Origin of the sequence: Providencia sp. R33 (assembly GCF_019343475.1) — a bacterium.
Classification (GTDB): Bacteria; Pseudomonadota; Gammaproteobacteria; order Enterobacterales; family Enterobacteriaceae; genus Providencia.
On sequence record NZ_CP072453.1, the window covers coordinates 3824987 to 3849422 of the forward strand.

General features: G+C 41.5%; 25 protein-coding genes and 3 pseudogenes. 21 read left to right on the plus strand and 7 right to left on the minus strand.

The genetic code is table 11. The annotated features are described in order from the left end of the window. Positions 1 to 6: 6 nt before the first annotated feature. From J6836_RS17955 to arsC, 5 genes are read left to right on the plus strand one after another with little or no spacing between them, the layout of a single operon-like run. The gene (locus J6836_RS17955; protein WP_036968128.1) at positions 7 to 342 is read left to right on the plus strand and encodes a metalloregulator ArsR/SmtB family transcription factor; all 336 of its coding nucleotides are present in this window, start codon (positions 7 to 9) and stop codon (positions 340 to 342) included. Positions 343 to 389: 47 nt separating this feature from the next. Continuing rightward, on the plus strand, positions 390 to 755 hold the full coding sequence (gene arsD / locus J6836_RS17960; protein WP_109913160.1) for an arsenite efflux transporter metallochaperone ArsD: 366 nt from the start codon (positions 390 to 392) through the stop codon (positions 753 to 755). A gap of 13 nt (positions 756 to 768) precedes the next feature. After that, positions 769 to 2520, plus strand: coding sequence for an arsenical pump-driving ATPase (gene arsA / locus J6836_RS17965; RefSeq protein ID WP_109913159.1), 1752 nt, complete (start codon positions 769 to 771; stop codon positions 2518 to 2520). A gap of 55 nt (positions 2521 to 2575) precedes the next feature. Further along, positions 2576 to 3865, plus strand: coding sequence for an arsenic transporter (locus J6836_RS17970; protein WP_109913158.1), 1290 nt, complete (start codon positions 2576 to 2578; stop codon positions 3863 to 3865). A gap of 10 nt (positions 3866 to 3875) precedes the next feature. After that, positions 3876 to 4301 (plus strand): glutaredoxin-dependent arsenate reductase, encoded by a 426-nt coding sequence (arsC, locus tag J6836_RS17975; RefSeq protein WP_109913157.1) that lies wholly within the window; start codon positions 3876 to 3878, stop codon positions 4299 to 4301. A 27-nt stretch (positions 4302 to 4328) separates the two neighbouring features. Here the strand turns inward: arsC and J6836_RS17980 are convergent, their stop codons facing one another. From J6836_RS17980 to J6836_RS17990, 3 genes are all read right to left on the minus strand, one after another. Continuing rightward, complete coding sequence (locus tag J6836_RS17980) at positions 4329 to 4724, minus strand: putative zinc ribbon protein (protein ID WP_109913156.1); 396 nt, start codon at positions 4722 to 4724, stop codon at positions 4329 to 4331. 268 nt (positions 4725 to 4992) lie between these two features. Beyond that, positions 4993 to 5211 carry a helix-turn-helix transcriptional regulator gene (locus J6836_RS17985; RefSeq protein WP_109913155.1) on the minus strand — a complete coding sequence of 73 codons (219 nt, stop codon included), beginning with the start codon at positions 5209 to 5211 and terminating at the stop codon, positions 4993 to 4995. Between the two features lie 113 nt (positions 5212 to 5324). Beyond that, positions 5325 to 6365, minus strand: a complete 1041-nt coding sequence (locus J6836_RS17990) for a YagK/YfjJ domain-containing protein (protein WP_162598876.1) — start codon at positions 6363 to 6365, stop codon at positions 5325 to 5327. Positions 6366 to 6887: 522 nt separating this feature from the next. On the opposite strand from J6836_RS17990, the gene J6836_RS17995 reads away from it, so the two are divergent. The 7 genes and pseudogenes from J6836_RS17995 to J6836_RS18025 all read left to right on the plus strand — a co-directional run. Then, on the plus strand, positions 6888 to 7799 hold the full coding sequence (locus tag J6836_RS17995; protein WP_219245250.1) for a hypothetical protein: 912 nt from the start codon (positions 6888 to 6890) through the stop codon (positions 7797 to 7799). A gap of 221 nt (positions 7800 to 8020) precedes the next feature. After that, positions 8021 to 8749: a DUF3944 domain-containing protein gene (locus J6836_RS18000; RefSeq protein ID WP_109912283.1), complete on the plus strand. Its 729-nt coding sequence runs from the start codon at positions 8021 to 8023 to the stop codon at positions 8747 to 8749. Positions 8750 to 8805: 56 nt separating this feature from the next. Further along, positions 8806 to 9483, plus strand: a complete 678-nt coding sequence (locus J6836_RS18005; protein WP_109912284.1) for a helix-turn-helix transcriptional regulator — start codon at positions 8806 to 8808, stop codon at positions 9481 to 9483. A 9-nt stretch (positions 9484 to 9492) separates the two neighbouring features. Further along, positions 9493 to 10542, plus strand: a complete 1050-nt coding sequence (locus J6836_RS18010) for a hypothetical protein (protein ID WP_109912285.1) — start codon at positions 9493 to 9495, stop codon at positions 10540 to 10542. Positions 10543 to 10599: 57 nt separating this feature from the next. Beyond that, positions 10600 to 10818, plus strand: a complete 219-nt coding sequence (locus J6836_RS18015) for a hypothetical protein (RefSeq protein ID WP_109912286.1) — start codon at positions 10600 to 10602, stop codon at positions 10816 to 10818. A gap of 89 nt (positions 10819 to 10907) precedes the next feature. Next, positions 10908 to 11324, plus strand: a complete 417-nt coding sequence (locus tag J6836_RS18020) for an antirestriction protein (RefSeq protein ID WP_109912287.1) — start codon at positions 10908 to 10910, stop codon at positions 11322 to 11324. A 60-nt stretch (positions 11325 to 11384) separates the two neighbouring features. After that, positions 11385 to 11807 (plus strand): annotated as a pseudogene (locus J6836_RS18025) (DUF932 domain-containing protein); the annotation flags it as partial. Between the two features lie 94 nt (positions 11808 to 11901). On the opposite strand, the gene J6836_RS18030 reads toward J6836_RS18025, so the two are convergent. Genes J6836_RS18030 through J6836_RS18040 form a run of 3 tightly spaced genes read right to left on the minus strand, consistent with a single transcriptional unit; the run spans position 11902 to position 15147 of the window. After that, positions 11902 to 12915 carry a tyrosine-type recombinase/integrase gene (locus J6836_RS18030; protein WP_004261448.1) on the minus strand — a complete coding sequence of 338 codons (1014 nt, stop codon included), beginning with the start codon at positions 12913 to 12915 and terminating at the stop codon, positions 11902 to 11904. After that, a complete protein-coding gene (locus J6836_RS18035; protein WP_219244820.1) occupies positions 12905 to 13873 on the minus strand; it encodes a tyrosine-type recombinase/integrase in 969 nt (322 codons plus the stop codon). The genes J6836_RS18030 and J6836_RS18035 overlap by 11 nt, the downstream gene beginning before the upstream one ends. Further along, a complete protein-coding gene (locus tag J6836_RS18040; RefSeq protein WP_219244821.1) occupies positions 13870 to 15147 on the minus strand; it encodes a site-specific integrase in 1278 nt (425 codons plus the stop codon). The genes J6836_RS18035 and J6836_RS18040 overlap by 4 nt, the downstream gene beginning before the upstream one ends. Positions 15148 to 15315: 168 nt before the next feature. Between J6836_RS18040 and J6836_RS18045 the strand changes: the two are divergent. The 5 genes and pseudogenes from J6836_RS18045 to J6836_RS18065 all read left to right on the plus strand — a co-directional run. Further along, positions 15316 to 15735, plus strand: a pseudogene (locus J6836_RS18045) (DUF932 domain-containing protein); the annotation flags it as partial. A gap of 134 nt (positions 15736 to 15869) precedes the next feature. Next, the gene (locus J6836_RS18050) at positions 15870 to 16904 is read left to right on the plus strand and encodes a virulence RhuM family protein (protein ID WP_109912289.1); all 1035 of its coding nucleotides are present in this window, start codon (positions 15870 to 15872) and stop codon (positions 16902 to 16904) included. 307 nt (positions 16905 to 17211) lie between these two features. After that, positions 17212 to 18225 carry an SIR2 family protein gene (locus tag J6836_RS18055; RefSeq protein ID WP_109912290.1) on the plus strand — a complete coding sequence of 338 codons (1014 nt, stop codon included), beginning with the start codon at positions 17212 to 17214 and terminating at the stop codon, positions 18223 to 18225. Between the two features lie 9 nt (positions 18226 to 18234). Beyond that, entirely contained in the window at positions 18235 to 19968 is a 1734-nt protein-coding gene (locus tag J6836_RS18060) for an ATP-binding protein (RefSeq protein ID WP_109912291.1), read from the plus strand. Positions 19969 to 20501: 533 nt separating this feature from the next. Further along, positions 20502 to 20975 (plus strand): annotated as a pseudogene (locus J6836_RS18065) (virulence RhuM family protein); the annotation flags it as partial. A gap of 113 nt (positions 20976 to 21088) precedes the next feature. Here the strand turns inward: J6836_RS18065 and J6836_RS18070 are convergent. Further along, positions 21089 to 21451 carry a YibL family ribosome-associated protein gene (locus tag J6836_RS18070; RefSeq protein WP_219245252.1) on the minus strand — a complete coding sequence of 121 codons (363 nt, stop codon included), beginning with the start codon at positions 21449 to 21451 and terminating at the stop codon, positions 21089 to 21091. A 521-nt stretch (positions 21452 to 21972) separates the two neighbouring features. Between J6836_RS18070 and J6836_RS18075 the strand changes: the two genes are divergently transcribed. From J6836_RS18075 to J6836_RS18090, 4 genes are all read left to right on the plus strand, one after another. Further along, on the plus strand, positions 21973 to 22281 hold the full coding sequence (locus tag J6836_RS18075; protein WP_219245253.1) for a helix-turn-helix domain-containing protein: 309 nt from the start codon (positions 21973 to 21975) through the stop codon (positions 22279 to 22281). Positions 22282 to 22451: 170 nt separating this feature from the next. Continuing rightward, the gene (fimA, locus tag J6836_RS18080; protein WP_219245254.1) at positions 22452 to 23000 is read left to right on the plus strand and encodes a type 1 fimbrial major subunit FimA; all 549 of its coding nucleotides are present in this window, start codon (positions 22452 to 22454) and stop codon (positions 22998 to 23000) included. Positions 23001 to 23080: 80 nt separating this feature from the next. Then, the gene (locus tag J6836_RS18085; RefSeq protein WP_219245255.1) at positions 23081 to 23617 is read left to right on the plus strand and encodes a fimbrial protein; all 537 of its coding nucleotides are present in this window, start codon (positions 23081 to 23083) and stop codon (positions 23615 to 23617) included. A gap of 61 nt (positions 23618 to 23678) precedes the next feature. Beyond that, positions 23679 to 24377, plus strand: coding sequence for a fimbria/pilus periplasmic chaperone (locus J6836_RS18090; RefSeq protein ID WP_219245256.1), 699 nt, complete (start codon positions 23679 to 23681; stop codon positions 24375 to 24377). Positions 24378 to 24436: the final 59 nt, after the last annotated feature.

The following is a 24436-nucleotide window of genomic DNA, read 5'->3' on the forward strand; positions in this document are numbered from 1 at the left end:
GTACACATGGAACCATTACAACTGTTTAAAATTTTAGGTGACCAAACCAGATTGGATATCGTATTGCTTTTGAAAGCATCTGGTGAGCTATGTGTCTGTGATATCTATACGGCCTTGAATTTATCGCAACCAAAGACTTCTCGACATCTGGCAATGCTTAGAGAGTCGGGTCTTTTGCTCGATTCAAAGCATGGTAAATGGGTTCATTATCGATTATCTCCAGCATTACTACCGTGGGTGAAAAGTATCATTGATGTCACCTATGCCACAGAGAAAAATAGAGTTGCAGATTTGCTTAAGAGTCTAGAGACAAAAGAGTCTGCGAGTAGTTGTTCCGCATAAAATTTTTTAAATTAACATATATGAAAAAACATATATAAGGTTGAGGTATGAAAAAACTAGAAGTCTTTGACCCAGCGTTATGTTGTAGCTCTGGTGTTTGTGGAACCGAAGTCGATCAAGCATTGGTAGACTTCGCAACAGATGCGGATTGGTTAAAAAAACAAGGGGCAAATATAAGGCGTTTTAATTTAGCACAAGAGCCTATGGAGTTCGTTAACAACACAAAAGCAAAAACATTTTTGGAAACCACAGGTGCCGAGTCACTTCCACTATTGATTCTTGATGGTGAGATTGTGCTGACTGGTCGATACCCAAAACGACATGAGCTAGCCAGATGGTTTGGTATCCGACCGAATATTGAAAAAGCTGAAAGTGTTAAATCGTGTTGTGGTAATGGTAAAACGTGTTGTTAACAGGAGCAATAAAATGAAATTTTTAGATAACACACCTAATTATTTATTTTTTACTGGAAAAGGTGGGGTGGGTAAAACCTCTATTTCCTGTGCGACCGCAATTAAGTTGGCTGAAAAAGGGAAAAAAGTCTTACTGGTGAGCACTGATCCAGCTTCTAACGTTGGGCAAGTATTCTCTCAATCAATAGGCAACAATATTAAGCCAATAACATTGGTTCCAAATCTATTTGCTATTGAAATAGATCCTCAAACCGCAGCCGAAGAATATCGAAACAAAATTATTAATCCAATCAAAGAAAGTTTACCTGAAGCGGTAATTCAAAGTATTACGGAACAGCTATCAGGTGCCTGTACAACAGAGATTGCAGCTTTCGATGAATTTACTGGATTGTTAACTAATACCGAAATTACGGGGCAATTTGACCATATCATTTTTGATACCGCACCAACGGGGCATACCATCCGTTTATTACAACTCCCGAGTGCGTGGAGTGATTTTATTAGTGACAATCCTGATGGTGCGTTATGTTTAGGGCCAATGTCTGGTCTTGATAAACAACGTGAGCAGTACAGCATGGCGGTGGAAGCGTTGAGTGATAAATCACTAACAAGACTAGTCTTGGTTGCACGACCTCAGTCTGCCGCATTGAGGGAAGTCGCTAGAACCTATAGCGAGTTGTCATCTCTGGGTATCAAAAATCAGCAATTGATTGTCAATGGTGTTTTCCCTAAAACGGCGGTGACTGAAAATGATAAGTTATCCCATGCGCTCTACTCTCGTGAACAAGCGGCATTAGAGTCTATGCCTGAAGTATTACGCTCGTTACCTATCGATATTCTTTATTTACAAAATATCAATATGGTGGGTGTCGATGCACTGAAGCAGTTGTTATCTAATGACTTATCACAAGTTCCAACTATTACCCCGACAAAACAACCTATTTTTTTACCTACCTTGTCAGAACTGGTTGGCGAAATATCTCAGCAACAGCATGGGCTGATTATGTTAATGGGCAAAGGTGGTGTAGGGAAAACAACGATTGCGGCATCAATCGCAGTTAAATTGGCAGAAAAAGGGCTTGATGTACATCTGACCACATCTGACCCAGCCGCGCATATTGAATCAACCCTCGATGGTGTTTTACCCAATCTTCAAGTTAGCCGAATTGACCCTATCGCTGAAACTGAGCGTTATCGTAATTATGTCTTAGAAACCAAAGGGAAAGATTTAGATGAAGAGGGGCGCGCATTACTTGAGGAAGATTTACGCTCTCCATGCACAGAAGAAATTGCGGTATTTCAGGCTTTCTCTCGCATCATTAGAGACGCGGGTAAACGTTTTGTCGTCATGGATACTGCGCCGACCGGGCATACATTATTACTTCTAGATGCGACAGGAGCATACCATAAAGAAATTGCTAAAAAAATGGGCGAAAAAGGCCATTATTTAACGCCGATGATGCAATTACAAGATCCTGAACGAACCAAAGTTATTATTACGACACTCGCTGAAACTACGCCTGTGCTTGAGGCGGAAAACTTACAAAATGATTTAATACGGGCAGATATACATCCGTGGGCGTGGGTGATCAATAACAGTCTATCTATCACGGAAACAACATCACCATTGTTACTTTCAAGAGCAGAGCAGGAAGTCGCTCAGATTGAAAAGGTGACATCAACATTGGCAAAACGTGTTGCTATTGTTCCTTTGCTTGAAACAGAGCCTGTGGGGATATCTGCATTAAGTCAGCTCGCAGAGTAAGTTTTATTTTCTAAAAATAAAAGGTGCGGAAAAGCACCTTTTAAATGAGGTTGCTATGTTGATTGCCGCATTAATATTTATTTTAACGATCACCTTTGTTATATGGCAGCCTAAAGGGCTGGGTATTGGCTGGAGTGCTACAGCAGGGGCTGTATTGGCACTGATCTTTGGTGTGATCAGTTTTCAAGACATTCCGATAGTTTGGAACATTGTTTGGAATGCCACGGCGACATTTGTTGCCGTCATTATCATTAGCCTACTTTTAGATGAAAGTGGTTTCTTTGAATGGGCTGCATTACATGTTGCCAAGTGGGGTGGGGGTAAAGGAAAACTGTTATTCAGTTATATCGTGTTACTTGGCGCAACGGTTGCGGCCTTATTTGCCAATGATGGCGCAGCATTGATATTAACGCCCATTGTGATTGCGATGTTATTGGCGCTTGGTTTCAACAAAGGCACGACATTAGCATTTGTCATGGCTGCTGGGTTTATTGCAGATACGGCGAGCTTGCCGCTGATTGTTTCTAACCTCGTGAATATCGTTTCTGCGGACTTCTTTAATATTGGATTTACTGAATATGCATCGATTATGGTGCCAGTGGATATTGCTGCAATTATTGCAACATTAGCGATGCTGCATTGGTTTTTTCGCAAAGATATTCCTAAACAATATGATGTTACCAAACTGAGTGAACCGACTTTAGCCATTAAGGACATGACAACGTTTAAAGCAGGTTGGCTTGTATTGGCACTGCTACTTATTGGTTTCTTTGTCTTAGAACCATTAGGTATTCCAGTGAGTGCAATTGCGGCTATTGGCGCCTTAATTCTTTGGGTGATTGCAGCCAGAGGCCATACGATTAATACCAAAAAAGTATTACGTGGGGCACCGTGGCAAATCGTCATTTTCTCTTTAGGTATGTATTTGGTTGTTTATGGTTTAAGAAATGCAGGGCTAACCGATTATCTTTCTGAAACGCTCAATTACCTTGCTGATAAAGGGTTATGGGCAGCAACTCTAGGCACTGGATTTATTACTGCATTTTTATCATCAATAATGAATAACATGCCAACGGTATTAATTGGTGCTCTATCCATTGAAGGAAGTGAAGCGTCAGGATTAATTCAACAAGCAATGGTTTATGCCAATGTGATTGGTGCCGATTTGGGGCCAAAAATTACGCCAATTGGTAGCTTAGCTACATTGTTGTGGTTACATGTTTTATCGCAAAAGAACATGACCATTACATGGGGATACTATTTTAAAACAGGGATTATCATGACTATCCCTGTGCTCATTGTCACTCTCGTTGCTTTAGTACTTCGACTTTCACTGTTAAATTAAAGGTAACCCCATGAATGAGATCACTATCTATCATAACCCCAATTGTGGCACTTCTCGTAATACCCTTGCCATGATCCGCAATAGTGGTATTGAGCCGACGATTATTTATTACCTAGAAACACCTCCGACTAAGGATGTGTTAGTGAAACTTATCGCCGATATGAAAATCACAGTCAGCGAATTACTACGGAAAAATGTTGAGTCCTATGAGCAATTAAATTTAGAGAATAACCTTTATTCCGATGAGCAATTGATCGATTTTATGTTGCAATACCCGATACTGATTAATAGGCCGATTGTTGTCACTCCGCTAGGCGTCAAGTTGTGTCGGCCTTCAGAGGTAGTGCTAGACATATTACCTAATCAGCAACAAAGTGAATTTATCAAAGAAGATGGTGAAGTTATCGTAGATAAACAAGGGATCAAGATAAAGTAAATGGCTCTTTGAAATCAATGTTCTTGGTTAATGCTTATCAGTGACATTCTCCGCAGGAATGCACCAAATCCCCTCATGGCATTTCGAGCAGCATTTTTTATTGTGTGTAAAATAGTCACGGCACTGGACACAAAACCAATCCGTGACCTTTAAAATTGGTGAAACTGACCGAACGTGTGTGTTCAGCCGATGCTTATCTTGCAGGTGCTTGAGCTTACTGATAACCAGTGGGCAGTCTTCCGCTGTTTGAGGCTCTGAATGGGTAAACCATGACTCCGTCGGTGTCTTATGTAATGTGACAGGCTTACCGCAGTGAGAACAGTAATAATTTTCTCGTGAATAACTCGGTTCCTGAGCGGCTCCCGCGAATCGATTGTTTTGTGTTAAAGCGAGAGACATTTTGATTTCATGTAATTTAAGCATGGGTGTAATCCTTCTGGACAATTAATATTAAATACCCTGAGTATCTAAAACTCAGGGTGGTATCGGTTACTCATCTTTAAAATACGAATGGCGCAGAGCATGCGCCTGTATTGGTATAGAAGGAGGTTCGTGTATTTAAGGCATACCGAGTCTCAAACGCACTCAATCGTGTCCGGTGCGGTTTAAGGGAAGTTGATGGTCAACGGTTAGGCGTGATGTATAAGATGTGCGGTAATGCGTACAGGTGGTTTAAGAGCCAAGGGTAACGCTAGGCTCCTCTCGATTCATCAATACGTGCTTGTAGCCATTGTACGACTTCACTTTTTAACCAGCGCGACATACGACCAAACTTGATTGGTTTTGGGAACTCTCCCTCTTGGATTAACTTATAGAACCACTTATCCGTTAACCCTGTTAGTGTGATGATAAATTTCATGTCAATGAATTGGTCATCAAGTAATGCAATATTTTCAGTTTGCGTGCTCATGGTAAAACTCCTGTTTTTAACGTGGGTAAAAAGCAGGAGCGATATCGAAAAGGTTGATGTGGATATCACTCCACATCATTAACCGGATGTGTAAAAAATAATTTGTCTGTTAACTACCGACGTTTTCTTGGTTTGATTTCTCCTCGCCAAAAGGTGCGTTTGAGTTCAGGCACAGCCAGACGGATCCATGCGTCGGCTTTACATAAATACCTTACCGCATTGAACAATCCTTTCTTCAGATAAGCATTACCTCGAGGTAATAGTCCAATACCCAGTTCACGATATCTTTCTTTTTGGTAATTACAGTTAAAGTACAGGCCTGCCATGTCCGTAATACGTTCTTGCCAGAGTTCACCAATGAGTTTGCCCAGCGTGATATCCTGCCTCACTTTCTGACCGTTAAAGAAAAACAAGGCGTGGTAATGGAAGCCTTTTTCCATACCGAATTCTAATTTCAAGATATACCCAACACAGTGTGAAAAGAGTGGGTTGCTATTAATGGCTTTGTATAGGGCTTGGCGATGCTGGCGAAGGTGATGAGCTTTGACTCTATGGCAAATACCACTTTTGTAAGACAGGTCTACACGCACAACTAACAGTTTGGAGTAACGTTGATACAACGAATCAATGTACTGCTGAGCCCGTCGGTAGTTCTTCTGAGCACCTTGCTCGAAGGCACGAACTTGCTTTTTGTAGTCAGGGCTCTTTAACGTGCTTTGGAACTCACGGAAGGCCTCGTTAAGGCACTGAAGGTGTTCAGGGGTATCCACCAGCCAGTATTTATCTTTGTCTGTGAGTATGTCGCTTAGGCGGTATTTGTTAACAAGAGACACCAAGAGCGCAAGAGTGGGATGCAAGTGCTGTATTTGCGATATTTTCATTGATTGAATGTAACGGGTGAACTTGAGCGTTTCTAAAAAGAGCTCACCTTTGGAGGATGCAGAGGTGAGCTGCAAACTAGGGTTATTAGGTGACAAGGGAATGCCTTCATATAAATCTAATTTATGATTTAGCCGCTTTGTGAGTCGATTTAGGTTATCCATAAGAAGAGACACCAACTCCCGCAGTGAGTGGTCTCGAGTGAGCGTTAAACGGTCATTTTCAAAAACAGTAGAGAGAACAACTTGATTTAAGTGAAGTGCGCGATTTGTCATTTTATTTGCCTGTGATCGAATAAAGGTTCGTATCATCAGGCAGGGGAGTTATTTTTAATTTTTTACAGGTCTAGATGTGAATAATGCTGATTTAGGTAAAATCAGCATGGAGTTGTATTGCTTATGCGTAATGTTTTTCAGTGACAATTGAGCATGGTTTTACATGTTCTCATTCTTCTGTAGTTAACATGATTGTGAATGGGTCAAGATAAACAAGAGACATACTGATTAACTCATTAATAATAAACAATCCTAGAAGCTGAGCTCGGGTTTTAATGTTTAATGAATGGTTATGCTTGGGGTTATCATACCTATTTTTTGATTTTAGGTACTTTTCATATGCTTTAAGTTAGTGCTTTTTTGTTTTAATATATTGAAATTAATCATCTTATAATCAATCTGTCTATATGTGTGTAAGACATGAGATATGACATAAAAACAACGTAAATTGTGACGTAATAGAGACTAATTAAAGACAAAATAATCTACACTATTACTACGTAGTTCTTTAAGGGGTGGTTTATGTCTAATCAGGATAAATACTTAAAAATAAGCAATGACAGAGAACGGTATTTTTATAGTTCTTACATTTCAAAAATGTTGAATATTCAATTCATGGAGGCCCGGCCACGGAGTGAAAGAGAGCTTAATAAAGCCATAAAAAATAAGCTGGAAGATACGACAGAGCGTGTACGGTTCATTCGTGAGGCGAAAGACGAATTTAGTTGTAAAGTTATACAGAATGAAGCTTTTGATTGGATTAAATCCAATGATCGATGTGCCTTTTTTATTCTCTACTACATCGATAATTTTTTAACGAAAGACGATATTTTTGCTATTCGTAATCATCGAGATCGAGGCATGTATCGAACATCTGAATATGAGCGTGTCGATTACCCCAATCCATTGAGTAAGTATAAGCAAGGTTTACCAGCATCCCCTAATAATGTAAAAGATGCATTAAATAATATTATGTATTTTTTTGATTTACTGGATTCTTCAATAGAAAAGAAAATTGAAGTTCTTGAGTATTTGAAGCAGGAATGGATGTCAATTAAGGATACAAACTACTTGTCATGGATTGATGAACGTAATCCAGCGCAGATGGAATGGGCAAAAAATTACATTGAAAAGTCTCATTTGTTTTATCTATGGACTCGCTCAGACGTTTATACATTTGCAAGTGAATACGTGAAGTTAGTTGGGTATTTTGATGTTAGTTTTGATGTATCGCCGGATTCAAAAGAGCTACTGATCATTAAAATGAAAAAAGCGTGGTCACAAGAAAACTATCGAAGCCAAATATCGGAAAAGAAAGTGCTGAACACATATTTAGACAAAGATGTGAAAGATAAGTTATCAAGATTAGCTAAACGGCACAGAATGAAAATCAACGAGTATTTAACTTATCTAATTGAAAAAGAAGATGAATAAGTAAAGTTCATTATGATTCGATTTTTTTTCACATATATATTATTCAATTGATAATGATTTCAGTTATTTTATTTATATATCAATAAGTTAAATTTAATTCGTGACACACCCTGTCATTTCCCTTCATTTCTCTCTCGAAAAAAAGTCAAATAGCCGGACATAACCTGTCCGGTGAGGTTGTTATCGTGGTGTTCTCTTTTTCAAGCTAGGGAATAACACTGATGGCAACTTACCGATTAGATACCGATTTAGCGTTTTTACGTGAATGCAGCAATGAAGAACTGGGCTTGCTTGTGTCTGTACTGACTCACGACAGCAAAGACGGACAAAAGCGTTGGACTGAAACCTTAACCAGTTCACCTGAATATCAACTCTATCACCCTGAGCACCAGCAATACTGGATGTCGATTGCGGCAGAGTTGCAAGCCTTTGGGGCCAACAGCTTGATGAGTCTCGTCCGAGGCAATAAGGGCGTGTTGTACCGTGAAATCTTACAGGATGTCTGTGACCACCTTGATGTCAATTATCCGAAGGCCGGAAATACCGAAACCTTGGAATTAAATTTGTTATTGAAAGTGTTAGAAAAAAGCTTAAATGAGTTGACCACGGAACAGCTACAAACTTTTTCCCGTGACATGCAACTTAACCTCACTAACCCAACACCCCAACTGATTTTGATTGCTGTTCAAGCGGCTATCCGTACATCGGGCATTGCCGCGCTGGAAGTGGCCACACTCTCAGCCATTGGCGTGATTAATGCGCTCGGCGGGGTTGCCACCCTCGGTACACTCTTTGCCGCACACCGAGCACTTTCCTTAATTGCGGGTCCGATTGGTCTTGCGGTGAGCTCTGCATGGCTTGTCGCTGACCTAGCGGGGCCAGCTTATCGCGTTACCGTTCCCGCCTGCATCATTGTGGCGTACTTACGACAAAAGGCCTTATCGCAATAAGGCTCATCACTCCCATTCTATCCGCTTGCCGGAGCTATTTTAATAAGGACAACATCATGTCGACTTCTGTGTCTCGCCATGACCGGCTTGCGTCTCGGTTGGCGTTTATTATTAGTCAATTATTTCGTGGAGAAACCGTTTATTTATCCGAGCTGTCAGAAGAGCTCAATGTCTCGACTCGTACCCTACGGCGTGACTTTAATGAGCGCCTTCAGTATTTAGATTTGGAATATCACCAAGGTGGCTATCGACTGGCTGCATCGCAACGCCCCTTTCGTACCGATAAGGACATACTGCGCTTTGCCGCCATTACGCATATTACCTCACTGTTTCCGGCTTTAGACAGGAAGCTGTTAACGGTTCTGCTCGACCCGACAATTGATTCACCGTTCATTGTCTATCATACGCCTCCTGAGCAGCGTCCCTCGCTGTTCGGGGGCTTTTATATCCTCACACAAGCCATTGTAAAACGGCGTTTACTGCAATTTACCCACCAAGGAAAAAACATCACGAACGTTGCCCCGTACAAGTTGATTTATTACCACGGTCATTGGTATCTCACTGCCGATATCGCGCAGCACATTCATGTCTTTGATGTGATGGCGCTGCAAGATGTGGTCATGACAGCGCGGGGCTTTCGTTATCGTGAAGACCTCAATCAGCGGTTATGTGAAGAGGCGTTTATTCAAGCCTTGCCCCATTACCAATATATTCAATCACTCGTTAAACTATAAGGCATTAAGATGAAAGCTATTTTTTATACCGTTTGCATCAGCAGCGCACTTTTGCTGGGATGTGATGATGCAACCTCAACTCCTGCTAAGACTGTTTCCCAAGACATTTTGCGTGTTCAAGGATTGATTTATGATTACGACCGCAGTGTTACGCTCGGCGGTGTACTCAACCATCGTAAAGATTGTGTTTCGCCAACATGGGAAACCTTAACGGATGAACAAGAAAGGCCCTTGGTAGTCTATAAGTGTCAGTTAGCTGAAGGGGCATTACAAACCGCGATTAACCACGATTTAAATAATTGGTATCAAACAGCAATAGACGGTATGACTAAACTCATACCGCGTTTTGCCAATGCGGAAACACCGAAAACAGATTCAACCCTTGAGGAGCAGAGGCTTACACAGGTTTTACAGGTCATCACAACACTGTCTCAACAGGACTGGTCACTACTCCGTGGCAATGTTGACCAGCCCTATGCAATGACGACACCGATTGCATTTAATGCCGGTTATACCCCGTCAGAGGAAGCCGAGCGCCAGCTTAAAGCGTGGAATGCGTTAACGGAGACATTGAATGACCACGCCCCTGTTGTTGGCTTGTATTTATTGCCGTGGTTAAACCAAACGGAAAATGTCGAGGCAACGCTCCGGAAAAAGGTCTCTGAGCTTCAGCAACGCAATACCAATGCACTAACACAATTTAAAAACCAGCAAAATGAAGGGGTTCAAATCACGGAGCAATACATCACAGACCTAAAACGTGCACAGCAAAATGCACACGACTGGTCAATCACCCAAGTTTTTATTTGGAGCCTCGTTAACCCTGAAAAGCCTGTTTTAACCCATGTTCTGTATAACCTAGAGGATAAACAAGGGCGGGAGGATTTTACCCCTATGATGGAAAAAACATTAAGCCGTTTAGCAAGAACGGATGCCGTCGCATGGGCGTACCAAGGTAAGCTTGAAACACCTCAAATTATTAACGGAATAGCGAAAGCGTTATTTTACTACCAAACACAATCCTTTCAAAAACCGGATATCGCCCGATATCAATACTGAGTTTTCACACACTATTCGGCGTTCACGTTCAGTGAACGCCTGACTAAAGGGTAATCTATGTCCATTTTTAAACTTATCGCCACCTCTGTGAGCGTTGTGACACTGGTGTCTATCACCTACTACGCCCAGAAGACGGTCAATGAGCAACTTACGCTTGAAGGCGAGTATTCTGATGCAGAAATTCAAGCGGCTCGACTTGGGGCGACGCTAGCCTGTACCACGTTATTAGGAGGAGCCATTGAGCGACTGCTTAATGGGTTATTTAGCGACAATTAAAATTCATCTATTTCAATGTAATAACAGCATAACGGCAGGCCAACAGGTCTGCCTTTTTTATTTCATCCTATTCACAAAAGGGCTTTCTTATGACACTTGAACCCATCATCGCAACAGCCATTTCCAACCACCAGCGCACGCATTTTTGGCAAACCTACTTTGGCACAGTTAAAGGCTTCGCCACATTTGAAGTGGTCATTTTCACTATCATGGGCCAGTTCTGTGATGAATATACAGGTGGCTATTGGGAGTACTGCACCTTACCCAACGGTGGCGCATTTATTTATCCTGATTTGGGCCCCGAAAAATTAACACTGTTCAATATGCACAATGGCAATGAGGCGGTATTGAGCCCTGAAGCGGCAGGTGTCGCTGTCTGCTTGATGCTGTATAGCCAGTGGTCATTTAGAACGGAAAGTGAGCTGCTAGTTGAGCGTTTCTACCAACTTCGTGATTACACCATTCAACATCCTGAAAGTTCAGCCATTTTCCATCTAATCGATTAAATCTCACTTACTTCACTCTTTTAGTTTTACCTATCTACTTTATTTTCAAGGAAATTAATTATGACCCGTTTAGCCTCCCGCTTTGGTGCTGCGAATAGTATTCGTCGTGACCGCCCATTAACGATTGAAGAGTTATTTCGCACAGTACCCAGTGTGTTTTCAGAAGAAAAACATGAATCTCGTAGCGAAAAGTACACTTATATTCCTACTATTACCTTACTCGATAGTTTACAGAAAGAAGGTTTTTACCCGTTCTTTGCATGCCAAACTCGTGTGCGAGATGACAGCCGTCGTGATCATACTAAGCATCTGTTACGGCTGAGACGCCATGACCAAATTACGGGCAGCCAAGTGCCTGAAATCATCTTGCTCAATAGTCATGATGGGTCGAGTAGCTATCAAATGTTGCCGGGTCTATTTAGAGCGGTATGTCAAAATGGTTTAGTTTGTGGAGATACCTTTGGTGAAGTGCGTGTCCCCCATCTATGTTAATTTCTCAACTATGTATAGTTAGCTCGCGGAGCTATTGTCGACCCCTATAGTTTATTGACCTGGAGCCGACAATTGATTTGCATAGTTACAGCGTTTTCAGAAAGTTGAGTAGATCATCTGATGCCCGGAATCGCTTGAATGTTGTGTCTGGTGCATCAAGGCGAGAAAGCACCTCTTCCTTCATCTGCAAGTTGGCTTCGACATAGCGATGCGTCGTATTCACGCTTTCGTGACCAAGCCATAGAGCAATGAGATTGAAGGAGACACCACTTTGCAGAAGGTGCATGGCGGTCGTATGCCTGAGGACATGTGGTGACACTCGCTTGGTCTTCAGACTGGGTTGAGTGGCTGCTGCACGATTGACTGCAAGTGCTAAACGTTGTGCCACATTAGCTCGCGTCATTGGTTGCCCCGATCTGGCAGGAAGCAATGCCGCATCACCGTGCATGTTCTGATTGGTTCGCAACCATGCCCGTATAATTCCAACCGTGGATTTCCATAATGGTATCGATCTCTTACGTCGCCCTTTTCCATTCAGATGAACGCATGCGCTTCCATCAAGCACGACATCAACAACACGTATATTGATTACCTCAGACACTCGAGCCCCCGTGTTATAGATAATCGTAAACAGCAAGTGATCGCGCTGTGAGGTCCAGTCATCACCAGGGGCACCGAGTATGGCGATGATTTCTGGGCGAGTTAAGTGGCCGATTAGTGGCTGATCAAAGCGTTTCATTGGTACATTGAGTGCCCGTTCTACCGTGTGTAACGCGGTAATGTCTCGTCGGCCAGCAAACCTGAGAAACGTTCGTAGGGCAGTCAGGCGAAGGTTGCGGCTTCGTACCGTATTCTGACGTTCTAACTCCAGATTATCCAAAAACTTCAAGATGAGATCTGGCGTGATATCTTCCAACTTCATGGCTACTGGTTGTCTGTGCAACTGCGAAGTTGCAAACTCAAGAAATAGCTTGAGCGCATCCCGATAACAGGCGATTGTTTGCGGACTGAGAGCCCTTTGCGCCACCAGGTATTCAGTAAAAAACTGCTGCACAATTTCCGGGAAACTTGATTGCTTAGACATCGATTTACGCATCATTCACCTCCGGCATACACATTTCGAATTGCTTTGCCGAAGCCGCCATCAGCTCCGGAACCGCCTGTAGATACCAGTAAGTCTCCGCTATGCTGGCATGCCCTAAATAAGTCGATAGTGACAGCATCTCATGAGCAACATCGATCCCTTGTTGTTGCCACAGAATAATCCGCCTGACCACAAATGAATGCCGTAGATCGTGGATACGTGGTGCATGATGAGTACCATGATTAACCCAGCCCAATTCCCGGCGTAATGCCCGGAATACCTGACAAACTTGTTGTCCGCCTAATCGTTTTCCTAATACATCGGCGCGTAATCCGATGAAAAAATAAGCATCTTCATCTGATGCTGCCCTCGTTAATTTACGTTGGTTCAGGTATTGATGTAATGCCTTGCTCGTACTCGGGTGCAACACGATTGAACGTGATTTTCCAAACTTGGTTCTCCGGATTATCAATATGCTCCTACGTAAGTCTACATCGCTAATGCGAAGTGACAGAGCCTCAGAAATACGCAATCCAGTGCTTGCGAGAAGGCCAAAGAGTGTCTCGTAGAGCAGACCTCGTATGCTGTTGTGCGGGCCCAACCTCTTCGCCGCAGCCAACAGATCCTCGATCTCTTGCTCACTGTAGATATGCGGCGTTCCGCGCTCTGGTTTTCGTCCGCAGACCGAGCCATCTGGCACCTCGTGTTCCGGTTCTGAGAATTGCAACCAGCGCATGAAGGTACGCAAATATTTCAGGCGACCGTGGGCCATGCTAATGGGCACAGCTTCGGTAAACCGGCCTTTTGATGCCCATTCTGTCATCAATTCAAGAGTTAATGGCCCTTGATGATTGGCTCGCTGTACGTATCGTGCAAAGCTACGTAAACAATAACTGGCATGACTCATTTCGAAGCCGAGATACCGTTTTTCAGAAAGATAACATTCAACTTGTATGGTCAGATCGCCCATCATATCTGGCCCCCTGCAGTATCCATGTCAAAAAAGCCCGGCCACGGCAGAGCTACGTGTGCAAGATTACGACTGTCGAGTTTGGCATAAATGCGTGTGGCATTTAACGAGCGGTGACGCAAAATATCAGCAATGTCTTTAATCGACGCACCAGTCGCAAGCAACCTGTTGGCCATCGTGTGACGCAGTAAATGGGCACTGGTGTACTGAAGCCCGGCACGCGTATATACCTGGCGTATAGCGATACTGACTACCGATCTACTAATGGGACGTTCACGAGGTGTTTTATGGCTGGCAAAGACCTCCCGATGCAGGGTCTTCGGTCTGCCGTTCTGTAGGTAGGCAGCGATGGCATTGCCTGTAGTTACGGGCAGAGGCATTACATCGTCCCGGCGGCCTTTTGTCCGACGCAGGGTGATTGTTCCGCTCACCCAATCAATATCATCCAGGCTCAGGCGGGCGATTTCACCAATACGAAGGCCGAGATCCAGAGCACAGCGCACCATGGCATCAGCACGCAATCCAATAGGATCTGTTTGCCCAAGTGAGTTTAGCAGCTGTTCAATTTCGTCGGTGCTGAGTGACTTAGGTAAAGATGCCTGCTGCCAGTTAGCCGGATTTGCAAGGGCGCCAATCAAAACATACAAATCATCCTTTTGCATTATACGCCACCGGAAATAGCCACGCAGACTGGACACAACGAGGCTAAAGCTTACCGGTGTTCTATAGACATTAGCCTGTGAGGCAAGAAAATCACGAACATGTGCGGGGGTGAGCGTGGATAAATTGATGGCACCATCGTTGAATTTATCGCGAAGAAATCTGCCAACAATTCGTATGGAAGTCTCCCGAGTACTTCGCGCGAATCCACGGGCTTGTAGTAAATAGTCGTCAAAACGGCGTAACTCTACAGCCACTGGGAGCATATCAATAGGTTTAGGTGGGATTAACTCTATGGCCCGCAACATGTTTAACAAGTGCCCTAGGGGCGAGCGACTATGGTTGCGCCGATATCCCGAAACAGGCTCAATATAATCGGGAACGCGCTGGTGCAAAAATTCTTCAACCAGAGTCTCATTTACATCACACAAGGACAGGCGCATTTCCGACATCCAACGTGAAAACTGTGCCATGATCTCCCCGCAACGCTGAATATAACTGTTCGAATATCCACGACATGCTAAGTACTCTCGAAATGTCTTTCTGTATTCAATCAATAATGGAACATAACCGGTAGGGTCACCGTGATTGCATAAAGTAGGTTGATCGGTATTCATGATTATCTCCTTGAAATGGGAGACAACAGGTTGGTTCGAAAATGAAAACTATGTATAGGAGAAATTTTAAGCCAGCTACCTATAACAGGTTAAATGGAGACGGATTAACAACAAACTACACATAGTTAAGAGATCAACATAGGTGCGGCTATGAATAGATGCTCATAGCCTCATAAAGGTAATGTCGTCGATAAAGTGATTGAAGGGGCTTACGAAGTGTTAGGTACGTTTGATGCTATCGCTGAAAAACGCGAACAAATGCAATCACTATTGTTACCTCCACCAGCACAACAAGTTTTAGCACAAGCGGCCTTGACGTATCGCTTTGGTGAGGAACATCAGCCTGTTACAGAGGCGCAAGTTTTACAGCCTCGTCGCTGGGAAGATAAGAAAGATGATCTTTGGACGGTATATCAACGTTTGCAGGAAAATTTAATCAAGGGCGGATTATCAGGTAGGAACGCTAAAGGCAAGCGAGCTTGTACTCGTTCGGTGAATGCTATCGATGGGGATATTAAATTGAATAAGGCACTGTGGGTGATGACTGAAAAGATGCACGAACATTTCTCTGGAAGAGAAAGAATATAGATAATAGTAGCACATTGTTTTTTCATAAAATAATGTGCTTGCTATCTATTTGCTGGTGGCCTTATTTTTTTGTTAAATATGCTATATTGTTGTTCATAGTTTATGCATAACGTATAGAGAGTGGAGGCAATTTGATGAGTGAAGATCTTCCTGAAGCACCACAGGGTGAATTTGTTTTATTCCGCAGTGAAGATGGGCAAACTCACGTCGAATGCCGCTTTGAGTCTGATACTCTGTGGTTATCTCAATCATCAATTGCTGAGCTGTATGGAAAAGACGTTCGTACAATTAACGAGCACCTTGTTAATATTTTTTCTGAAGGGGAACTTGCTCAAAACGCAACCATCCGGAAATTCCGGATAGTTCGATTAGAGGGAAATCGTCAGGTTTCCAGAGAGATAGACCACTATAGTTTACCCGCCATTCTTGCTGTTGGTTACCGCGTCCGTTCTACTCGTGGCACACAATTTCGCCAGTGGGCAACACAAACTCTAGAACAGTATCTGATCAAAGGGTTTGTGATGGACGATGAGCGGCTGAAGAATCCGCCTATCGGTCAGTCAGTCGTGCCGGATTATTTTGATGAGATGCTCGAACGCATCCGTGATATCCGTGCCAGTGAGCGGCGTGTGTATCTACGGGTGAAAGAGATCTTCACCATGGCAGCGGATTACGAGCCTTCCAGTAAAGAAACAACTCGTTTCTTCCAATCCATTCAAAACAAACTGCATTTTGCTTGTACGGGAATGACTGCTGCTGAGCTTATAGCTAGTCGTGCTGACGCCAATCAACCAGATATGGGATTAACCACCTATAAATTTGATGAAGTGCGTAAAACCGATGTCACGATCGCGAAGAATTACCTACGTGAAAATGAGCTCAAAGAATTAAACCGTATCGTCAATATGTGGCTCGACTTTGCCGAAGACCAAGCACTGCGCCGTAAGCAAGTTTTCTTACAGGATTGGGATACTAAGCTGGATCAGTTTTTGAGTTTCAATGACCGTGAAGTTCTGCAAGGCGCTGGTGGAATAAGTAAGAAGGCCGCTGATGAAAAAGCCAGAGAAGCATTTGATATTTATGCTAAAAAACGTCGGCAGTTAAAAGAGGCAGAAGGGGCAAGGGCGAATATTGCTACGCTGAAAGATTTGCTAAAAAAAGGTAAGTAAAGAAGTAACGTGTTAACCATCCTCCTTCTTAAAACATTAATAAAATTACTGATATGTAGATAAGGCTCACAGATAAAGATCTTTGCACTGCATTATCGGATATATTGGTGGATAATCAGACTGGCTACAAATATATCAGTTCAGTAGCAACATTTTTTCCGATTGAACATGTTGCAGATATGAATCATCTCATCTGACAGACCTAAACAGGCATTTGAAAACTATACTAAGCTTCGAAAAACTCAATTTAAAAATAGACATATCGAAGTCATGTTGGCTTCATCATCACCCATAAAAAAGTAAAAAAATGACAGAATTCAACTACCAAAAACAAGCACAGGATTTTTATAGTAAAGCCCCCGTTATTATTTTGGGTAGTGGTGCTTCTGCTGCATATGGAATGTCTGGGATGTCAGGGTTAGCGAAGTATTTGGTTGCTAATACTGATCTTTCTAGTTTGCCCAATACTGAGATTGCCGCTTGGGAAATGTTCTGCCAAGTATTGCGGGATGGGGTAGATCTAGAATCAGCACTACAACAGGTTGCTGTTTCTGATGAACTCACAGCTAGAATTATTAAAACAACTTGGGCGCTTATTAGTTCTGAGGATATTAGTATTTTTCAAGAAAGTCTCCAGAACAATACAATGTTTCCATTGAGTCGTTTGCTTGAGCATATGTTCAAAAGCAGTCTTAGGGTAATAGATATAGTTACTACAAATTATGACCGTTTAGCTGAATATGCCTGCGATCAAGGTCGGATTCATCACTTCACTGGCTTTACATATGGTTTTTTCCGTCAGTTAGCAGGGCCAACAGAAGTGAAGTTTAGTCGTCGAGTTAATATTTGGAAAGTTCATGGTTCTGTGGACTGGTTTCAATCACCATTAGAAGATACGGTTGCACTCACAAATATCCATGATGTTCCAAAAAATCACGAACCACAGATTGTTACTCCGGGTACTCAAAAATATCAAAAAACACACCTAGAACCATTTCGCTCCATTATCAATAATGCTGATGAAGCCATAAAATCTGCCAGCTCTTATTTGTGTATTGGTTATGGCTTTAATGATGAACATATCCAGCCAAAACTTATGGCGAAATGTCTTAGAAATAAAGCACCCATAACGATCATTACATATGAACTTTCCAAAGCCGCAAAACAGTTAATTATTGATAGTAATGCTCCTAATTATCTAGCAATAGAACGTGGGGATACTGACGATCAATCTATCGTGTATTCTTCTCAAGTTAAGTCTCCAGTGATTGTAGAAAAAAATATTTGGAGCCTTGAAGGCTATCTGTCACTTATAATGTAGGAAAAAGCGATGCCCATTTTTAATTTTAAGGATGAAGATGCACTAGGAAAAGTTGCCTCTGTTGATACGACAAATGTAGTAGTAGATGTGGAAAATGTTGATCAACTCAAAAGGTTGCAAGTAAACCATCTTGCAGTGCTTCAAAGTAGTCGACCTGGACAACATCTCATAGGTCTCATAACACAGGTAACGCGTAAAAGAGGCATCGAAGATATTATTAATGATGGTGTTAACGACCAGATTTCCGAACTCAATTTATGTCGTATTGCTCTGATTGGAACGATGTTGGATCGTGATGGTGTTAAGGAAAACGTTTTTCGTCGTACTCTCGAAAGCGTGCCTGAAATAGATGCAAATTGTTTTTCATTGGAAGGTGAAAATTTGACGGGCTTTATGCGAACCCTCTCTAGTGTATCTTCTGATGGAAATGCTCTAATACTTGGTAAATATACTCTTGATGAACAGGCTATTGCCTATCTTAATGGGAATAAATTCTTTCAGCGGCATGCATTTATAGGAGGTAGTACTGGTTCTGGTAAATCTTGGACGACAGCTAAAATTATTGAACAAATGTCATGTCTTTCGACGGCAAATGCAATTGTTTTTGACCTTCATGGTGAATACGCTCCTCTAGTAGGTAAAGGTATTCAACATTTTAAAGTTGCTGGTCCAGCTGATGTAGAGGCTCAGCGTACTATTAGTGATGGTATGCTTTACTTACCATATTGGTTACTTTCATATGAAGCTCTTGTATCAATGTTCGTAGATCGTAGCGATCAGAACGCTCCCAACCAAGCCATGATAATGGCTCGTGAAATCAACTTTGCAAAACGCAAATACCTAGAAGATAACAACCAGCAAGAAGTATTAAAGCATTTCACCATCGATAGCCCTGTTCCGTTCGATCTAAATATTCTTATGAAACGCTTGAATGACATCAATATTGAAATGGTTCCCGGAGCTAAAGCTAATACAGAGAAACAAGGTGATTTCTTCGGTAAGCTTGCCCGTATGATTTCTCGACTAGAAAATAAAATTCACGACAGACGCTTAGGTTTTATGTTTAATGGCGGAGGTGATATTTTAGATTTTTGTTGGCTTGAGAAGTTTGCGAATGCTGTACTCGGTAGTACTAGTGAAAATGGTAAAGCGGGAGTCAAAATTATAGATTTTTCGGAAGTCCCATCAGATGTCTTACCATTGATCGTTTCTCTTGTAGCACGAGTCACCTTTTCTGTTCAGCAATGGACTCCATCGATATTACGTCACCCGATTGCTCTTCTTTGTGATGAAGCTCATCTCTATATGCCTCAACGTAGTATGGCAGATTCAGCCGATGATATTTCACTGGATATTTTTGAGCGCATTGCAAAAGAAGGGCGAAAATATGGCGTTAGTCTTATTGTGATAAGTCAGCGTCCTTCAGAAGTTAATAAAACTATGCTTAGTCAATGTAGTAATTTCGTATCCATGAGACTTACTAACGCAGAAGATCAAGGCGTAATTAAGAGGTTATTACCGGACAGCCTTGGCGGCTTTAGCGATATACTCCCAACTTTAGATACAGGGGAAGCCTTGGTTGTTGGTGATGCTAGTTTGCTTCCTAGTAGAATTCGAGTAGATGAACCAATAAATAAACCAAATAGTGGTACAGTGAATTTTTGGGATGAATGGCAAAAACCAGTCAAAGAACACCGCTTGTCTATAGCCCTTGAAAATTGGCGTAAGCAGAGTATTCAGTAAATCGACAATCTCTTTCCGTTTTTATTTTCAGCAGGATTATTACTAGCCTGCTGAATATTTTCGTAAACGCCTATTATCTTGGCTTAAGCGACAACCCAATCTCATCATATACTGTCAAAGATAATGTTGGATTGAGCCTACGCTAATACACACATGAATACATTATAAGAGCGATTTCGCTATTTATTTCCCACCTCAAAAACTAATCTGGGGGCATTAATGGGGGCATGGCTATTTATCCAATTCAGTAAACTCATTTAATATCAATACAGTTACCCATCAAATACGACTCCTGTGATCTCCGCCAAATACTGTTTCTGAATTTCTCCTAAAATCATTTTTCTATTTTCTAAATACCCCACAACGAAGCCTAAAGCTTGTCCAGTAGTAGTCTAGTAAACTTCAAATGAATTAGAGATCCAATAGTGGGCAACTAATTGATTTAAGTATTTTAACATTTATTTTTCTCAGTATATTGGTAGCATTGATTTTCATTTGATTGGGATTACTATCAGTAAAGCGGAGGCAATGTAATGAGCGAAAATCTTCCTGAAGCGCCACAGGGTGAATTTGTTTTGTTTCGTAGTGAAGATGGCCAGACTCACGTCGAATGCCGCTTTGAGTCTGATACTTTGTGGTTATCTCAGGCTGAAATTGCCAATCTTTATCAGGTCACACCTCAGGCAATAACTCAACATGTTAAAGCTGTCTATGAAGAGGGTGAACTTGTACAAAATTCAACTTGTAAGTCTTTCTTACAAGTTCGACAAGAAGGTAATCGGCAGGTTAATCGCAACACGCTGCATTACAACCTCTCAATGATCCTCGCGACTGGCTACCGTGTCCGTTCAGTTCGTGGCACACAGTTTCGCCAGTGGGCAACACAAACTTTAGAACAGTATCTGATTAAAGGGTTTGTGATGGACGATGAGCGGCTGAAGAATCCGCCTATCGGTCAGTCAGTCGTGCCTGATTACTTTGATGAGATGCTCGAACGCATCCGTGATCGCCAGAGACATGGGAGATAATATTCTCTGGCGGTTCATAACAACGAAGAGCGTATTAAGAACCTTCCAGTATTCGTGGAGCATCACAAGTTTTAGTTGCGTTGATTTCTTAACTAGAAATCAGATTTACAAAAACCCGTCATTTCATCCAGTTCCATTTCACGACCTAATGCCGTCATTGGGTGGACAACAACCAAGCCACGTACGGATTTCTTCAGTTTGCCAAGATCGGCCTGTTCTTTTTTCGTGATAGGGCGTTTAAATGGCATTTCCAGCAATTTTTGAGCTTCTTTGCTGAGTTTCTTATTTTGTATCGCTTTCAGGCGAACGATTTCAGTTTCCAGTGTTGCTTTTTCTTTCTCAAGCTCTGCGTATTTTTCCGCTTCGTTCGACAGTTGCATGCTGGCCATCTGGTGACGGATCAGGTCTAAACGGTCGCTAAGAAGTTTAATTTGTGCTTTTTCGCTTTCTTTCATTATGAGTTAACCATGAATAAATTTCTTGCTGGTGAGTATACACTATTGTGCGCCAGAGGGCGAAAAGGGATGAGAGGAACCGTGACTTACAAATTATATCTGGATGTGAAAAATAGTTAAATATTTGTGAGAATAAAGTTTTATTTAATAAATAAACGAATAGGATTTGTCTTATAATTATAGCTATATTAAATTTTATCTTCAAAAACTTGCCGTATACACTCGAAAAAGGTTTGAAATTTACGATAAGTATAAAATGTAGATACTCTCCCTGACGTGTACACGTGAATAAATCTGTCAATATAAAATAAATATACCCTCTAATGGCCTGACTCATGATAAGTTTTGGCGATCAATTACAATTAATTAATTGTTAATATCTATCAATTGATGGGTATTTGATCGACCAAAACGATTAGCCAATAATCCTTTCCATTGTTTACACTAAGTAAAATTTTCTAGCTCATTAGTAATAGTATCGGTTTTAAAGCGTCACTTATTATAAACAAACCGGAGGAAGGATGTTGGATAAACCACAATCTCACAATATTTCCATTTATATAGGTTCATTATTAAGATGCTACCGAAAATCGTTGGGAATAACGGGAGCAGAGCTTGGTACTCGCTTAAATATAAGCCAGCAACAAATTTCACGTTATGAGTGTGGGACAAATACATTAACTATTGATGGGTTAATGAATTTCTTATTTGCTCTAGGCCTTAAAAATTGTGATATAGAATCTTTCATGGAAAACATCCTAACATTTTATAAAAGTGAGCCTGAAAAACCAACGTATGAAAACTCATTTATAACTGTAAGAAAAAGATAATTATATCCCTTATCTTTTAAAAATTATATTTATTAATAAAATCATAAAAAATTAATTAATATTAAAAAAGTCATTAGGATTTAAACCTAATGGTTCTATTCGCCACGCATCAATAAAAATTATTGTAGTCCACATGTCCATTAGGAAATATTAATAAAAAGGTAAAATTCATGAAATTTAAAGTCATTTCTTTATCAATTGCTACTGCGCTGTCTTTATCGTCAATGCTAGCTTCTGCTGCGACAACAACAGTAAATGGCGGCACCGTTCATTTTAAAGGTGAGTTAGTGAATGCGGCATGTGCTGTTGACGCGGGCTCTGTTGAACAAACTGTACAGCTTGGCCAAGTTCGTACTGTTAAATTAGCGCAAACAGGTGATGTGAGCACGCCTGTTGGTTTTAACATTCAATTAAATGATTGTGATACCACCATTGCGACATCTGCAAAAATCGCCTTTACCGGTGTGTCTGCAAATGCTGCAAATCCAACAGTTTTATCCGTCGCATCTTCTGCTGCGGGTTCTGCAACAAATGTAGGTATCCAAATTTTAGATTCTAAAAGCATTCCTTTAGGCCTTGATGGTGCAACATTTAGCACCGCAATGACATTGAAAGACGGAACTAACATTCTGCCATTCCAAGCTCGTTACTATGCACTTGATGCAACTACTGCGGGTGTGGCAAACGCAGATGCAACATTTGCTGTTCAGTACGAGTGATTTTTAAGCAGATTTAGGATATCGAATTAGTCAGCCAAGGATGGCTTTATTTATCAATAAAATTAGAAAGGTAAAGGCTCATGAGAGAGGTGATATTTGCGCTACTACTTTTATTCGCCCCACTCCTTGAGGCTGGAAACAAGTGGAATGTTCAGTTACCAGGTGGAGGAATGCACTTCTACGGAGAACTCATCGCACAAGCGTGTAGTGTTGAGACTTCGGACAAAAATTTGACCGTAAATATGGGACAACTACGAACGAATATGTTGACTGCCCCAGGTCAAGAAACCGCGCCTGTTCTATTTGATATCCATTTACGCGAATGCAGCAAAACAGCAAGCGAGTACGTCTCCATTACTTTTCTGGGGATCGCAGATAGTACCAACCCAGATATTTTTGCTATTGGTGATGGCCCGAATAGCGCCAGTGGTATAGGGCTAGCTGTCTTTGATTCAGCCAATACCTTGATTCCAATTAATAGCGCACCTCGGAAAATGGCTCGCATTATCAATGGTGATATGACGTTGCACTTTGTCGCTAAATACCGCGCAACCAGTTATCAAGTTACGGGTGGAAAGGCAAATGCGCAAGCCTTGTTTTCGCTGACGTATGAATAAAATATCCGCAAATAATTTATATATCTATTTAATTTTTTGTTAGAAAAGGACAGATGTAAGAATGAAAAACATAACAATCCGCAAATTAATCGGCGCCTTATTAATATTACTCTGTTCAAATATATATACTCAGGCATATGCAGGAGTTGCATTAGGCGCGACACGCGTTATTTATCCAGCAGGGCAAAAACAGGTTCAGCTTGCCGTTACAAATAATGAAGAAAAAAGTGTTTTTCTTATTCAATCATGGGTAGAAAATAAAACTGGACAAAAAGATAGTCAGTTTGCAGTTACTCCCCCTTTATTTACTATGCAAGGTAAAAAAGAAAATACATTGCGTATTATTGACGCAACTAATAATCAATTACCTCAAGATAGAGAAAGTCTTTTCTGGCTAAATGTAAAAGCTATTCCTGCCATGGATAAATCTAAGCAGAATGAAAATATGCTTCAATTAGCCATTATTAGCCGGATCAAACTTTATTATCGCCCGACCAATTTATCTGTTTCACCTGAAACTGTTGCGGAATCATTACGTTTTAGACGCCAAGCTGGCACCGTTACCGTCATTAATCCTACACCTTATTACGCAACGGTAACGTCATTAAATATCGGTTCAACCAAACTCGATAATGTATTGGTTCCTCCGTTTGGCGAAGCTTCTGTCTCTGCACCAACCAATGCTAATGGTGGCATTACTTTCCAAACGATTAATGATTATGGCGCATTAACTCCAAAAATGACTGGAAACGTCCAGTAAAAGCATTTTTTACTCACTATTACTTTGATTTAAATAACTTACTGGGCGACATGGTTGTT